This is a genomic window from Mongoliitalea sp. (genome assembly GCF_054166905.1).
Window position 1 is genome coordinate 1 of the sequence record NZ_JBSZCK010000016.1, and the last position, 14,031, is coordinate 14,031.

15 protein-coding genes are annotated in these 14,031 nt (G+C 39.2%); 7 read left to right on the forward strand and 8 right to left on the reverse strand.

Annotation, left to right across the window (positions count from 1 at the left end; translation table 11 throughout):
- Window positions 1-361: 361 nt before the first annotated feature.
- The 6 genes from ACXIUD_RS05690 to ACXIUD_RS05715 all read right to left on the reverse strand — a co-directional run bounded on the left by ACXIUD_RS05690 (window position 362) and on the right by ACXIUD_RS05715 (window position 4,352).
- On the reverse strand, window positions 362-1,150 hold the full coding sequence (locus ACXIUD_RS05690) for a helix-turn-helix domain-containing protein (protein WP_458051655.1): 789 nt from the start codon (window positions 1,148-1,150) through the stop codon (window positions 362-364).
- Window positions 1,151-1,449: 299 nt separating this feature from the next.
- On the reverse strand, window positions 1,450-1,785 hold the full coding sequence (locus ACXIUD_RS05695) for a type II toxin-antitoxin system PemK/MazF family toxin (RefSeq protein ID WP_458051656.1): 336 nt from the start codon (window positions 1,783-1,785) through the stop codon (window positions 1,450-1,452).
- Complete coding sequence (locus ACXIUD_RS05700; protein WP_458051657.1) at window positions 1,782-2,072, reverse strand: AbrB/MazE/SpoVT family DNA-binding domain-containing protein; 291 nt, start codon at window positions 2,070-2,072, stop codon at window positions 1,782-1,784. The genes ACXIUD_RS05695 and ACXIUD_RS05700 overlap by 4 nt, the downstream gene beginning before the upstream one ends.
- 224 nt (window positions 2,073-2,296) lie before the next feature.
- Window positions 2,297-2,503, reverse strand: coding sequence for a type II toxin-antitoxin system VapB family antitoxin (locus ACXIUD_RS05705; protein WP_458051658.1), 207 nt, complete (start codon window positions 2,501-2,503; stop codon window positions 2,297-2,299).
- 315 nt (window positions 2,504-2,818) lie between these two features.
- Window positions 2,819-3,691 (reverse strand): LysR family transcriptional regulator, encoded by an 873-nt coding sequence (locus ACXIUD_RS05710; protein WP_458051659.1) that lies wholly within the window; start codon window positions 3,689-3,691, stop codon window positions 2,819-2,821.
- Between the two features lie 91 nt (window positions 3,692-3,782).
- Window positions 3,783-4,352: an ORF6N domain-containing protein gene (locus ACXIUD_RS05715; RefSeq protein WP_458051660.1), complete on the reverse strand. Its 570-nt coding sequence runs from the start codon at window positions 4,350-4,352 to the stop codon at window positions 3,783-3,785.
- Between the two features lie 313 nt (window positions 4,353-4,665).
- Between ACXIUD_RS05715 and hutH the strand changes: the two genes are divergently transcribed.
- Complete coding sequence (hutH, locus tag ACXIUD_RS05720; RefSeq protein WP_458051661.1) at window positions 4,666-6,237, forward strand: histidine ammonia-lyase; 1,572 nt, start codon at window positions 4,666-4,668, stop codon at window positions 6,235-6,237.
- Between the two features lie 114 nt (window positions 6,238-6,351).
- Here the strand turns inward: hutH and ACXIUD_RS05725 are convergent, their stop codons facing one another.
- Both ACXIUD_RS05725 and ACXIUD_RS05730 read right to left on the reverse strand, forming a co-directional pair.
- Window positions 6,352-7,038 carry an ATP-binding cassette domain-containing protein gene (locus ACXIUD_RS05725; RefSeq protein ID WP_458051662.1) on the reverse strand — a complete coding sequence of 229 codons (687 nt, stop codon included), beginning with the start codon at window positions 7,036-7,038 and terminating at the stop codon, window positions 6,352-6,354.
- Window positions 7,013-7,957: a hypothetical protein gene (locus ACXIUD_RS05730; protein ID WP_458051663.1), complete on the reverse strand. Its 945-nt coding sequence runs from the start codon at window positions 7,955-7,957 to the stop codon at window positions 7,013-7,015. The genes ACXIUD_RS05725 and ACXIUD_RS05730 overlap by 26 nt, the downstream gene beginning before the upstream one ends.
- A gap of 832 nt (window positions 7,958-8,789) precedes the next feature.
- On the opposite strand from ACXIUD_RS05730, the gene hutI reads away from it, so the two are divergent.
- The 6 genes from hutI to ACXIUD_RS05760 all read left to right on the forward strand — a co-directional run bounded on the left by hutI (window position 8,790) and on the right by ACXIUD_RS05760 (window position 13,897).
- On the forward strand, window positions 8,790-10,034 hold the full coding sequence (gene hutI, locus ACXIUD_RS05735; protein ID WP_458051664.1) for an imidazolonepropionase: 1,245 nt from the start codon (window positions 8,790-8,792) through the stop codon (window positions 10,032-10,034).
- Between the two features lie 335 nt (window positions 10,035-10,369).
- Window positions 10,370-12,364 (forward strand): urocanate hydratase, encoded by a 1,995-nt coding sequence (locus ACXIUD_RS05740; RefSeq protein WP_458051665.1) that lies wholly within the window; start codon window positions 10,370-10,372, stop codon window positions 12,362-12,364.
- 31 nt (window positions 12,365-12,395) lie between these two features.
- A complete protein-coding gene (locus ACXIUD_RS05745) occupies window positions 12,396-12,578 on the forward strand; it encodes a hypothetical protein (RefSeq protein WP_458051666.1) in 183 nt (60 codons plus the stop codon).
- Window positions 12,566-12,868: a type II toxin-antitoxin system RelE/ParE family toxin gene (locus ACXIUD_RS05750; protein ID WP_458051667.1), complete on the forward strand. Its 303-nt coding sequence runs from the start codon at window positions 12,566-12,568 to the stop codon at window positions 12,866-12,868. Before ACXIUD_RS05745 ends, ACXIUD_RS05750 begins: the two co-directional genes overlap by 13 nt.
- A gap of 258 nt (window positions 12,869-13,126) precedes the next feature.
- Window positions 13,127-13,261: a hypothetical protein gene (locus tag ACXIUD_RS05755; RefSeq protein WP_458051668.1), complete on the forward strand. Its 135-nt coding sequence runs from the start codon at window positions 13,127-13,129 to the stop codon at window positions 13,259-13,261.
- Window positions 13,262-13,897, forward strand: coding sequence for a TlpA family protein disulfide reductase (locus ACXIUD_RS05760; protein WP_458051669.1), 636 nt, complete (start codon window positions 13,262-13,264; stop codon window positions 13,895-13,897).
- Window positions 13,898-14,031 lie beyond the last annotated feature (134 nt).

The window sequence follows — 14,031 nt, forward strand, 5'->3', positions numbered from 1 at the left end:
ACCAATCAATTGCCGTGGATTTTAATCCCCGGCATTGGAAGAGGAATGGAGCAGTGAACAATGAGCAGTGAACAATGAAAATTAGAAATGCTTGTGCTGAGCTTGTCGAAGCAAGGAATGAAGAATGTATCACAACACTCGTCTGTGGGTTTTAACCCACGACTTGAATTAGGGTTTTAATTTGAAATCATTCGAATTTCTAAAGAATACGCCTATCAATTGCCGAGGATTTTAATCCCCGGCATTGGAAGAGGGAAAGGAATAGTGAACAAAGAGTAGTGAGCCGTGAACGCACTTAACATAATCAAATCTTAAATCTACCTTCTAAAATCTCAAATAATTACAATGAACAGTGAGTACCTTAGATGGGTCTATCCTCTTTTTGAAATGCCGTTGAAAATAAGATGTAAATAAGTAATACATCAAATACGGTAATTATGATTAATCCTACTACTGCAAAGATGATGGTCATCAAGGCTAATGATGCGAGCAGTCCGGCGATCCCCGCAATAAGAAAAAGAACCCCCATTTGCTCTTTATTCAAAATCAATCCTATAGAGATGGGTATTAGCGAAAAACCAAAAGAAAATAGTTTTACGAATCCAGTAAATTTATAATCAGTTTGTGTATTCTCAACCAAGCTGATATCCATCGCTATGATTGCAATATTGACTAAAATCAACAAAAGTGCTCCCCATCGAATCCACCCAGAATTGAGTGTTTCCCCAAACTTCAACCAACCCCAAAAGAAGAAAGAAAAGGTAATTAAGACGGCAACTTTTAAAGGGATATAATAGGAAGGAATTTCCAAACTTGACTGAAATGCCAACGCCCCATCCCAGTAAAATTCCAAAAATGAAATCAGGAAATAAATGGAGCCTGAAATAGCAGCTATCAAAAACGTTTTCTGTAGTTGAGGAGAAAACTGAATGCTTTCATGTGTATTCTTCAAAGAAAGATGATCCTCATTTTCAATACCCAATGCTTCCAATATTGCTTTGACAGTGTAGGACCTCGGAGTCACCTCTCCTGCTTCTATTCGTTGGATAGTACGCACATTGATATTGCATCGCTCCACCAATTCTTCTTGGGTCAATCCTTTGGCCTTTCTCCACTCTTGGATTTTTTGACCTAATTGCGGTTGTTTCATTTGAATTATATGTTGTTTGACCATCGCAAGTTGGATTGATTTCTACAAATATAGCCCGAAAAACAGGAGGATTTCACCCGACATTTGGACGGCATTTGGTTTAGATGCGAGATTTTAGAAGCGAGATACGAGAAAGGAGGAAGGATGAGGGATGAGGGATGAGGGATGAATTTAGAATGAAGAATTAGGAATGTGGAATGATGAAAAAATCTGCGCCAATCTGAAAAATCTGTGGACTGAGGAAAATTTGATGTTTTTTTCTTAGCCTACTTTAACTGGACAAAAAAAATTTCAATAAGCTAAATCAACCCCATAACTTTCGCCAGACAAACCTTGACTTCGGCTAATTCAAGTTCAGTGAGTAGTCCAATTTTCTTTACAAACCTTTTTTCAGACAAACTCTTTACTTGAAAACAATCAGCAAAAGAGGCTTTTGATAATCCATTGAAATGATTAGGATTTAGGCGAACCATCCAACTCTTTTGCTCCTTAAGCCCATCCGTCAATGGAACAACAATTTTCAAAGGTAACATCCCCAGGGAATCAGCATTTACAATGATTGCAGGCCTAGTCTTTTTGATTTCTTGGCCTACTTGTGGTTCAAAATTCACCAGCCACACTTCTCCATTTTTCATGTGTCTATGATTTCAGTATCGATATCTCCCAGTTCCTCAACTTCTTGCTTATAATACGCTCTAGTATTAGGATCTGAGGCTTCTTTTTCCATGGTTGAATAGATTTCCTTTTTGTTTTTTCGGGCTTCCTCCATTTTTAATTGAAATATGGACTTAGTAGCTGGTCTAATCATGATACCATCTCCATGATCTTCAATTACCACCTCGGCAAGCGCATATTTGTCAATCAATGCTTTAGGCAAAATAACCCCACTACTGTTGCCTATTTTTCTGATTTTAGTTTCCATTCCCAAATTTACGCAAAAAGTAATAACATGTTATAACACAAATAAGGATTCTTTTTTCAATCCGGGCTTATCCATCTTATCCTAACATACTTCCGTTATCACAAAAAACAGCTAAAAAAGCAACTCATACCCCATCACCCTTCTTAATTTCTTATCCAAGGTCCAAAGCTTCAACTCATTTTTGGCTACTGCATGAAAAATCACAGCATCAAATACCACTCCTTTCATCGGCGATTGAGATCCCTTAATTCTTGAGCAGAATACTTAAACTCTAAAGGCTCATTCACAATAGAAGCTCCAATTTGCTTGACTTTTTGAGAGCGGATGTAAGAAACCAAAGCTACCTTCAACGTCTCTGTGATCGTATCAGCCTTAGAAAGCTCCATGGCTTCTTCAATCAATTCTTTAGAAATTATTGCTGTAACTTTCATAATTACAAGTTTTTACAAAAATACGATGATTTATCGTATAACAAAAATAAGTAGCACTAATTTTACAGTTGGCTAAATAAGAAAAGGTTTTACCTTGCCATTTTTCACAAGTCAATAACTTCAGAACAAAAAAAGTTATGGGTAGAAAGATCCATACAAATGGTTAAATGATCAATCTCATTTCAACCAGCAAATCATTTTAGGTTTCTGAGTACAATTTCTGTATTCAATTTTATCTATACCATTTTTCGTGAAGCATATTTCAATCAATATCCATAATCGCAAAGCTATTAGCTATCAATATCATTTTTTCATTCAAATAAAATCCAAAACCCTGGATACCGCCGGATTCCTATTCCCCTTCTTCCAGACCGCATATAACTCCGTTTTTTGCTTGATCTTATCCAATTCAATAAACCTTACCTTCAAATCATAGCCCTGCTTCAAAGAAGTCGGCACGATAGCCAATCCCAAGCCTGCCTCCACCAATTTGAAAATGGTCAGGGCATGGACAGACTTATGGGTGATCTTGGGAGAAAAACCCCTATCCTCACAAATAGACATGATCTTATCATAATAGATGGAAGAATAGTCTTGTGAAAAGAGTATGAAGTTCTCATCTTTCAATTGCCCAACATGTTTAAAATCATCACTAGACATCGGATGGTCCTTAGGCAGTACTACCGAAAAAGTATCCTGATGAACCAATTTCATTTGAAGGGAATCCGGAACCCTTGCCAATCGTACAAAGCCTAAGTCCAACTTATCCTTTTCCAACATTTCGATTTGCATGGCATTGCTGAGTTCTTCCAAGGAGGTTTGGATTCTGGAGTAACTTTGGCTGATCTTTACCAGTAGTTCTGGCAATACAGTATGCGCCGCCGACCCCAAAAAACCAACCCTCAACTCTCCAATATTGCCCGTGGCAATCTCCTTAAGTTGGGTTTTGGTGAGTTCGAGATGATTGAAGATATAGTCTACCTCGGCTTTAAGGAATAGGCCTGCCGCAGTCAGCGCAACTTTCCGCTTAGTCCGCTCAAAGAGTTGAACTCCCAATTTCTCCTCCATCTGTTTGATCTGACGGCTGAGTCCTGGCTGAGAGATAAATAAGCGCTCCGCTGCCCGGCCAAAGTTGAGTTCTTCGGCGACGGCACGGAAGTATTCAAGGTGTCTTAATTCTATGTTCATTCGATTGTATTCATAGAGCAATCAAAGATTTTAGATTTGAAAGATATTAATTGATATTAGGATATTATTTGATATTTGTTCTACACCTAACCTAGGTTTTCTTAAATCCAATTGCTTGCCGTTCTGTAAAGGATGGCCTTACCAACTCTTCAATAATCTGGTAAATGTTTCTAATATGTTCATTATGCTCACTTTGATTTTGACTTAGCTCCTCAATTCTTTTTACCAATCCTTCATAATTTGAGGCCCATGCACGCATCTTGACAAAAACACGCATAATGGAAATATTTACCTGAATTGCTGTTTTACTATTTAATACCGAAGAAAGCATGGCCACTCCCTGTTCGGTAAATACATAAGGAAGATACTTTCTATGTCTGCCACGCTCATTCTTTAAGGTCACAATTTGTGACCTTAAAGAATCATCTTCATTTCTTTCCTCTATCATTCCCCTTAAATTCTCCCACTCCTCATCAGAAAGTTGAAACATGAAATCTTCCGGAAAGCGATCCAAATTCCTCTTCACGGCTTGATTGAGCACTTTAGTCTCAACTCCGTACATTTCAGCCAAGTCACTATCCATCATTACTTTTTGATTTCTGACTACATAGATAGCTTGAGCAATTCTCTCTTGAATGATTAAATCTTTTGATTTGTCCATAATGAGTACAGAATTGGGTTAGAAAACATCCAGTATCATTTCCAAAAAATGATATTGCAATTTAATCTTAAGAAGACCAGCAATCAATTAGAAGTGGCAAAATAAACGTTTATTTTAATAACCCAAAGTAATCAATCATTGATAATATTGGTATTTATAATTATCATAGATGACAGCTACCTTTGATTATGGAAAGAAGAATATATTCTACCGTTGCGTTCGCTGCGAATCAACGTTGCGTCCGTTGCGTGAAACAAAAAGAAAGTTCTCGCAACGAACGCAAAGAAATTTTAATCCAATAGATTCGAATCTGATGACAACAATCTTCCAATACGGCCAACAACACCTCACCGCCTCCATCGCCCTCGGCATCGCCGATGGGAAAATTGATGGCATCCTTACCCCTGAGACAAGAGAGAAAGTACAGGCAAGTGCCTTAGCTGTCGAAAAAATCGTCGCCAACGGCAAACCTGTCTACGGCATCAATACAGGCTTTGGACCATTATGCACCACGTTGATTTCACCTGATCAGACCCGTAAACTCCAGGAAAACCTCCTCAAAAGCCATGCTGTGGGTGTGGGCGAACCCATTCCTGTGGAGATTGCAAAGTTGATGCTTATCCTCAAGCTGCATGCACTAGCTAAAGGCTTCTCCGGTATCCAAGAACAGACCTTGGACAGGATTCTCTGGCATATTGAAAACAATATCATCCCAGTCGTACCCAAACAAGGTTCGGTAGGTGCATCAGGCGACCTCGCTCCCCTCTCCCATTTATTTCTACCACTGATCGGATTGGGCAAAGTGCATGTAGATGGCAATATACTCCCAACAGCAGAAGTTCTCCAAGAGCATAACCTCACGCCCATACACCTCGGACCAAAAGAAGGTCTTGGCCTGATCAACGGCACACAATTTATCGCCGCGTTTGGTGTGAAGGTACTAGAAAGGTTTTACAACATACTCGCCCATGCAGATATCACGGGAGCCATGATGCTGGAAGGGTTATTGGGTTCGATCAAGCCTTTTTCTGCCGAACTCCATCAACTCCGACCCTACGCAGGCAACCAACATGTGGCTCAGACGATTTTGAACCTGCTTCACGAGTCCGAAATCGTGCATTCTCACGCCACTTGCGCACGGGTACAGGATCCTTATTCCTTACGCTGCATGCCTCAGGTGCACGGTGCTTCCCGCAATGCTTGGCTGCATTTAAAGCATATGCTGGAAACGGAGATCAATTCCGTAACCGACAACCCAGTCGTTTTTGATGAAACCCATACGATTAGCGGAGGAAATTTCCACGGGCAACCCATCGCCATGCCTTTGGATTATGCTTGTTTGGCTGCATCCGAAATCGGCAATATCTCCGACCGTAGGATTTACCTTTCCTTGGAAGGTGACACCCCTGGAGTACCCAAATTGCTACTCAAAGAAACTGGCCTGAACTCAGGATTTATGATCCCTCAATACACTACAGCTGCTTTAGCTAGTGAAAATAAAGGACTATGCTTTCCCTCGTCCGCTGACAGCATCCCAACATCATTGGGCCAAGAAGACCATGTGAGTATGGGGAGTATTGGAGCAAGAAAGGCACTACAAGTGATCGAAAATGTGGAGAAAATCCTTGGGGTAGAACTCTTCTGTGCCGCCCAAGCTGTGGATTTCCATGCGCCTTTGAAGTCTGGAAAAATAATGACCGCCCTTTACGAACATGTACGAACAAAAATCAACCACGTCACCGAAGATCAAATCATGTACGAGGATATGGAAACAGCTATTGAAATCATCCGAAGTGGAGAATTGCTTAACCTAGCGAGAGAAGTTGCTGGGAAGGAAGGGTTGGAATTGGAGACACAATGGTCGGCGGAGTTTGACAGGTATTAGTTCAAGTCTTGAGTGAAGCGGTGACTTGGACTAGATTGGTGTTAATAACTTCAGACTAAAAACGCTCTGAAAGCTATTCAATCATGAAAATTTATTTAAAAAAACTGATTTTTATCACTTAACGAACAACCCCAACCTTTTCATTCCTTCATTTTTTATCTGATCTTTCATTTGAATTTGAAATTCATTGAAATCAGATTTAATGACAGTCTTTTCAAATTTCCCATCATTGAGTACATGAATTTCTTGACAAATTTCAGTTAATATGGAAATAATGTGGGATGATAAAAAGATAGTCTTGTTGTTTTCACTAAGAGTTTCAATAATTCCTTCAATTAATATATTGCTTTCAATATCTACCCCATTAAAGGGTTCATCTAAAATATAAACATCAAAGTCATCCATCAACAAACCCATTAATGCTAACTTTTTCTTCATGCCTGTCGAATATGAAGATGCATATTGATCCAAAGGCAAATCGAAAACATTAAATTCCTCCAAATTTTGGGCAGGTATTTTTCTGGATTGAGCAATAAATTTTAAGTATTCATTCCCAGTAATTCGTTCAAAGAAAAACGGTTCTGTTGGTAAATAGGCAATTTTTTTTCTAGCAATATTCTCGTGATAAAAAATATTCCCTTCAAAATCCTCTAGACCGACCATGCATTTAAAAAGTGTGGATTTTCCGACTCCATTTGCGCCAATAATTCCATGAATTTTCCCCAAACCAAAGTTCCAAGAAACGCTATTCAATATTACTTTATCGTTATATTTTTTAAATAGACTTTCGAGTACAATCATTAGATAGAAATTGATTTAGGTTTCTATATGCTTTAAAATAAAATCGAGGAAATGTAATCAGAAAAATTGGTAATAAAATAATTGACACCGCTACCACTGTTCCTTCTGCAAGGCTAATTCTATTGGGAAAAACACTGTATTTTGCCAAAATAACGAACAAAATAAATAAATTCCCTTGAGCATAAAATAACCCTAATTCATTCAAACTAAAGGTTGCTTTGAAAATCAGTATTGAAAGCATCGGGAAAACAAGAAGATTAGTAAGTAAAAAAGATGTCAGTAATTTTTGAAGTAAAAACTCATGAGCATTTCTTTTGTTAATTATTAAATACGTAGGGTCTTCAATATTTGAAGAATAAAAAGTAGAGATGATTGCAAATAATCCAAGAAAGGATGATAATTCTGCTTCATATTTAATTTCATCAGCTCTGAATAGAATTATAAGGTAAGCCAATAGTATAAAAATAAAATACTTCCTAAAACCAATTTGAAATTCAAAAGGAAAATTGAAAAATGGTGTTGGAATTGCATTTTTGAAAAACGTTTCAGACTTTTTTAGACCGATGAAAATTGCAATAAGAAATGCTAGTATAATCTCAACTATATAACCATAGAAGAATAAAACTAAAGCAAAAGGAGCAATAACAATAATATTTTCAATGACACTAATCAATCGGCTAGTCTTTTCTCCATTTATGTATGTTAAAAAAAATCTTTTTTCTTTATTAAACCTCATTCCCAATACAAAAAAAATCCCTCCTAAGAAGATATATTGAGGGAAATAAAATTTTTCAAAAACTGCGTAGGAGGCTAAAATAAAAATAAACAAATAGAATATAATACTTAAAAATAATGGATAGCCATTTTCTTTTATTTTTCTCGATAAAGATAAACATTCAATTTTGAAGTATTCCAACATAAAAGAAACTTGATATTTTTATGGCACTCGTGACCAAATTAAACCTTAAGTATTATTTTTCAAAGAAAAACATTATCTAGACGGAAATTCAAGGTATTGGATAATTGAAAAAAGTTTCCCGATTTTTTTATTAATTGAATTTCAAAATAATCTTTTAAAAATTAGTTAAAACCTCCCAATAAACCATATAATTAGTACATAAACATATTTTTTACAAAATAACAAACTTTTTTTATGAGTTTAGGGAAAAAGTTGAAATGCAATTCGGCTAAACGATATTTTTTTTCAAATATATCGACAACCTTCCCAATTATCGGATATCGTAAAATTCCAAATCAAAATAACCATTTACTTGCTATCACTGATTTTTAAAAATTACTCTAGGTTATCAATTATTGAATAAATTGGTATAGAAGATTATGAGGTGATTTGGGTACTTTTGTACTAGAGCCACCAACCTGCCTGGCAGAAGACAGGGGCCCTAAGACACAAAGGAATAATTACATTATAAATAAGATTTGAAAGATGAAATGCTTGAAATTAGGAACAAAAGGTAAAACTGTTTTTTACATTGACAATTTGTGAAAATTAGTGTAATTCGTGGACAAGCTCTCCGCGTTCTTGGCGCACTACCTTAGCGCTCGTTGCGTGAAATCAAGAAGCGAACAATAGGAGCCTAAAGACTGCGACTTTCCGGCTTTGCGAACCAAAAACCAAAGCTTTGTATCTTCGTGCCCCTGCCTGCCGTCAGGCAGGTTCGTGGCAAAAAAACTTAGTGCTTTCGTGCCCCTGTCTGCCGTCAGGCAGGTTTGTGGCAACATAAATAACAGACATGCAAACCATCAAACATACCCTCATAGGCCCTATCCGCCAAGCTGTCACCATGGCAGGTCTTCCTCTAAAGGGAGCCCTGAAAGATGATCAATTGGACATCATCTCCGAAGCTGGAATTCTTATCAAAAACGACCGAATCCATCAAATTAGCAACTACTGGGACCTCTATCCCGAAGCACAGTCTATTGGCGCAGAAATGCTCAGCCTGAAAGGTGACTTCGTGGCCTTGCCAGGAATGATCGATTGCCATACGCATATTTGTTTTGCAGGTTCACGAGCTCAAGACTATGCCATGCGAAATGCAGGCAAATCCTACTTAGAAATCGCCAAATCCGGCGGTGGCATCTGGGATACGGTCACCCAAACAAGGAAAGCCAAGCTGGAGAAATTGGTTCAGCTAACGATACAGCGAGCAAATAGACATTTGAAAGACGGCATCACCACGATCGAAGTAAAAAGTGGCTACGGGCTTTCCATCGCAGAGGAACTCAAAATGCTTCGTGCAATCCAACAAGCAAAGGAAAGTACTTCGGCTGATTTAATTGCAACCTGTCTGGCTGCCCATATCAAACCGAGAGATTTTGAGGGAACTCATCGGGATTATCTGAAAACCATTACAGAACAACTCTTCCCTATGCTCCAAGAAGAAGGGTTGTCCAATCGCATCGATGCCTTTATTGAAGATACCGCATTCACTTCCGAAGACATCCAATCCTATTTCCAAAAGGCCAAAAAAATGGGTTTTGATATCACCGTACATGCTGATCAGTTTCATGCAGGCGGTTCGCAGGTGGCAGTAGACTTCGGCGCCATCTCAGCCGACCATCTGGAAGCGAGCACTGACAAAGAGATCGAGTTATTGGCAAATTCAAACACCATTGCAGTAGCCCTCCCGGGAGCATCTATGGGTTTAGGAGTAGCCTACACTCCTGCACGAAAACTTCTCGATGCTGGTGCCTCCTTGGCCATCGCCTCCGACTGGAATCCCGGTTCGGCCCCTATGGGTGATTTGTTGATGCAGGCGTCTGTTTTAGGCACCTTCGAGAAACTCAGCAATGCAGAAGTCCTCGCCGGCATCACCACAAGAGCCGCCGCCGCCCTCAACCTCCACGACCGGGGACAATTGAATCCTGGAATGTTAGCCGACATTATCCTTTTCCCCACAGCGGATTATCGAGAGATTACGTATATGCAGGGGAGGTTGAAACCGATGAGGGTGTTTAAGGGTGGAGTTGAAATTTAATTTGTTGATTATTATAAATTTATAGATAGTGTAAATTAGATATTAGTAGATATTGGATATTGATGGATATTGAATTCCCCAAATGAAGTCTTAATTCAAATAAAAAAATATTATCAATCTAGAAAAACAGAAAATATTTCCTTTTGGTATCCAAAAATATCGCAAAGCCAATATCAAAAAATATCCTTCAATATCACAAAGTAAATATCCAATATCGCATAGCTAATATCTCAAAGTATCAACTAATATCACAAAGTAAATATCCAATATCGCGCAGCTAATATCAGTTAGTAAATACCCAAAAACCACCTATCAAAATAACCCAGTAACTATCCATGAATTTCCAAGCATCCATAACCCAAGGCATCCCCTCCACCCTTCCTCCTAAAAAAAGTCCTGACCTTCACTATTCCCATGCACCCAAGCGGAAGGATATCTTGACTGCGGAGGAAAAAAAGTTGGCGGTACGAAATGCCCTGAGATATTTCCCAAAGGCTTGGCATGCGGAATTGGCGAAGGAGTTTTTTGAAGAGTTACAGGAGTACGGAAGGATATACATGTACCGATTTATGCCTGACTATGAGATGTATGCTAGGCCTATTTCGGAGTACCCCGCCAAAAGCCAACAGGCAGCAGCCATTATGCTGATGATCCAAAATAACCTGGATCCGGCTGTGGCACAACATCCTCAGGAACTAATTACTTATGGTGGAAACGGTGCTGTCTTCCAAAACTGGGCTCAATACCTACTCACCATGCAGTACTTATCCGAAATGACGGACGAGCAAACCCTCCACATGTATTCCGGTCATCCTATGGGATTGTTTCCTTCTTCCAAAGATGCTCCCCGAGTAGTCGTCACCAATGGCATGATGATTCCTAATTATTCCAAACCAGATGATTGGGAAAAATACAATGCACTTGGCGTAACTCAATATGGGCAGATGACTGCGGGTTCGTATATGTACATTGGCCCTCAGGGAATTGTTCACGGCACCACCATCACAGTCATGAATGCGTTCAGAAAAAAACTGGGCGCGGCTATCAATCCCAAAGGAAAGGTTTTCTTAACAGCTGGGCTCGGAGGCATGTCAGGTGCTCAACCGAAGGCAGGAAATATAGCAGGCTGTATCACAGTCTGTGCAGAAGTGAACCCCAAAGCAGCTCAAAAAAGACATGAACAAGGCTGGGTGGACGAGTTGGTCGAGAACTTAGATACATTGGTATCAAGAGTAAGAAAAGCCCAAGAGAATCAAGAGGTAGTTTCGATTGCTTACTTGGGCAATATAGTGGATGTGTGGGAGAAGTTTGACGAGGAAAATATCACTGTAGAACTCGGCTCTGATCAGACCTCCCTGCACAATCCATGGGCGGGCGGGTATTATCCCGTGGGTTTGAGTTTTGAGGAAGCCAATGAGCTCATGGCCTCTGACCCGGAACTATTCAAAAGCAAGGTACAGGATTCCCTCCGCCGTCATGCCGCCGCGGTCAACAAGCATGTCGCCAAAGGGACTTACTTTTTCGACTATGGCAATGCCTTTCTCTTGGAAGCATCCCGTGCAGGAGCAGATGTGATGGCTGAAAATGGCATTGATTTCCGCTATCCTTCCTATGTGCAGGACATTTTGGGCCCTATGTGTTTTGATTATGGTTTTGGCCCGTTCAGATGGGTATGTACTTCTGGCAAAGCGGAAGACCTGGAAAAAACCGATCAGATTGCACTGGAAGTCATGAGAGAGATTAAAGCTTCAGCCCCTACCGAAATCCAACAACAGATGCAGGACAATATCCAATGGATTGAAGAAGCAGGGAAAAACAAATTGGTAGTGGGTTCACAAGCCCGTATTCTCTACGCAGATGCCGAAGGACGTATCAAAATTGCAGAAGCCTTCAATAAGTCTGTTGCTTCCGGAGAACTCTTTGCACCTGTCGTTTTGGGAAGGGACCATCACGATGTCAGCGGTACAGATTCCCCTTTCCGTGAAACCAGCAATATTTATGATGGCAGTAAATTTACCGCAGATATGGCCATTCACAATGTAATTGGGGATAGTTTTCGAGGTGCCACTTGGGTTTCCATCCACAACGGAGGCGGCGTAGGCTGGGGAGAAGTGATCAATGGTGGTTTTGGCATGTTACTCGATGGCAGCGAAGAAGCCAATCGCAGATTACAATCCATGCTCTTTTATGATGTCAACAACGGCATTTCCCGCAGGGCTTGGGCGAGAAATGAGGAAGCTTTGTTTGCCATCAAACGAGAAATGGAAAGAACTCCCGGATTGAAAGTCACGCTTCCTGAGATAGTAGATGAGGATTTGTTAGAGTTTTAAAAAATGCCTAAATTACCTAAAAACTATACCCATGTTAACAAAATCGCAAGTAAAGAAACAATTGGAAAAACTTCCTGAAGAGTTTTCATTAGATGAGCTCGTGCAACAATTGATTTTTATTCAAAAAGTCGAAAAAGGCTTAAAGGATTCTGAAGAAAATAAGATTATAACAGAGACAGACTTGGATAAAAAAATAGATAGATGGTTCGAATAAACTGGACTGACCAAGCGGTCGCTGATTTAAAAGAAATAGCCGATTATATAAAAAAAGATTCTATCAACTATGCAAGGCTTCAGGTTCATCGACTGAGAAGTAAACCTACTATTTTAAAAACAAACCCCTATTCAGGACAAAAATTAGACTTTTTAAATGATGAAAACATAAGATTGTTAACCGAGGGAAGCTACCTAATCATATACAAAATAATTGATAAAAGTAGAGTAGATATTATTACGGTACATCATGCCGCAAGAGACTTAAATAGAAGAAATCTTGGATTGTAAAGAATTTTTTTTGGTAAAAAGCAAAATTTCAAGGTAATAAATCAAAGAACTAACCTGTTAACTTATTGATTTCAACACCAAAAAACTCATTTTATAGCAGGGTCCAAGCTAGAAATAAGTAGGCTTTATTCGCCATCAAACGAGAAATGAAAAGAACCCCTAACTTGATAGTGACATTTCCAGAGATGATGGATGAGGATTTACTAAAGTTTTAAAAAATACCTAAATTTTACGGTCCTAAAACATGAAACCTTCACCATGAGACAATCATCTTTACTAATTCTTTTGGCGACACTTGTGATATTAAGTTGCAGTCAGCCCGAACAATTCAATCCAACGGTCATCATTTCTGGCAAATTGCTAAACTCTGACACCAAAGACATCACAATCTAATTGGAACAGGAAATTGCCACTACTTCGCTCTCAGAGGATGGGAGTTTCAACATACGATTTGACGCTGAAGAGTCTGAATATTACTATGTCAGTGCAGGAAAAGAAGGTTTTTCTCTTTTTTTAAGCCCCGGAGACAGCATTTTTGTAGAAGCAGAAAATAAAAGTCCCAAGCTTCAAGCCAAACTCAATGAAATCAAACAAAAATGGGAACCGATTATGCCTGGTAAGGAAGTTCCTGACTTCAATTTTGTCACTATCAAAGGTGAATCAGTCAAATTAAGTGATCTCAAAGGAAACCTTGTGTATATTGATATTTGGGCTACTTGGTGCGGACCTTGCATCGCGGAACACCCGCATTGGGATAAAATGAAAGAGGAATACAAAGACAAGCCAATTGCTTTTTTAACCGTTTCCATAGACAACATGAAAGAACCATGGGAAAAAATGGTCAAAGCCAAGAACATGGAAGGTTTACAATGGTTTGCTGACAATGCATGGAAATCCGATATCGCTCAACACTTTATGGTCAATGCCATACCAAGATTTCTGCTATTAGATAAGGATGGGAAAGTAATTGATCCATCCGCGGACAGACCTTCTGGAAAAATCCGAGAAACGGTGGATAAATTCTTGTAAATAAAAACAAATTCATGTTAAGAAAAACTCATCTGAACTCAAAAATCCGATGAGTTTTTTTCTTCTTGTAAGCAAAAGTGTATATTTAACACTTCACTTTCCCCTGAAAGAAAAGAGCTTGTGTATTGAACTAC

Coding starts and splice junctions, on each gene's coding strand:
- ACXIUD_RS05705 (WP_458051658.1), bottom strand. CDS start 2,503: ATGAAAGTTACAGCAATAATTTCTAAAGAATTGATTGAAGAAGCCATG.
- ACXIUD_RS05690 (WP_458051655.1), bottom strand. CDS start 1,150: ATGAAACAACCGCAATTAGGTCAAAAAATCCAAGAGTGGAGAAAGGCC.
- ACXIUD_RS05750 (WP_458051667.1), top strand. CDS start 12,566: ATGGTTCGAATAAACTGGACTGACCAAGCGGTCGCTGATTTAAAAGAA.
- ACXIUD_RS05725 (WP_458051662.1), bottom strand. CDS start 7,038: ATGATTGTACTCGAAAGTCTATTTAAAAAATATAACGATAAAGTAATA.
- ACXIUD_RS05710 (WP_458051659.1), bottom strand. CDS start 3,691: ATGAACATAGAATTAAGACACCTTGAATACTTCCGTGCCGTCGCCGAA.
- ACXIUD_RS05695 (WP_458051656.1), bottom strand. CDS start 1,785: ATGAAAAATGGAGAAGTGTGGCTGGTGAATTTTGAACCACAAGTAGGC.
- ACXIUD_RS05730 (WP_458051663.1), bottom strand. CDS start 7,957: ATGTTGGAATACTTCAAAATTGAATGTTTATCTTTATCGAGAAAAATA.
- ACXIUD_RS05755 (WP_458051668.1), top strand. CDS start 13,127: ATGAGACAATCATCTTTACTAATTCTTTTGGCGACACTTGTGATATTA.
- hutH (WP_458051661.1), top strand. CDS start 4,666: ATGACAACAATCTTCCAATACGGCCAACAACACCTCACCGCCTCCATC.
- hutI (WP_458051664.1), top strand. CDS start 8,790: ATGCAAACCATCAAACATACCCTCATAGGCCCTATCCGCCAAGCTGTC.
- ACXIUD_RS05745 (WP_458051666.1), top strand. CDS start 12,396: ATGTTAACAAAATCGCAAGTAAAGAAACAATTGGAAAAACTTCCTGAA.
- ACXIUD_RS05700 (WP_458051657.1), bottom strand. CDS start 2,072: ATGGAAACTAAAATCAGAAAAATAGGCAACAGTAGTGGGGTTATTTTG.
- ACXIUD_RS05740 (WP_458051665.1), top strand. CDS start 10,370: ATGAATTTCCAAGCATCCATAACCCAAGGCATCCCCTCCACCCTTCCT.
- ACXIUD_RS05715 (WP_458051660.1), bottom strand. CDS start 4,352: ATGGACAAATCAAAAGATTTAATCATTCAAGAGAGAATTGCTCAAGCT.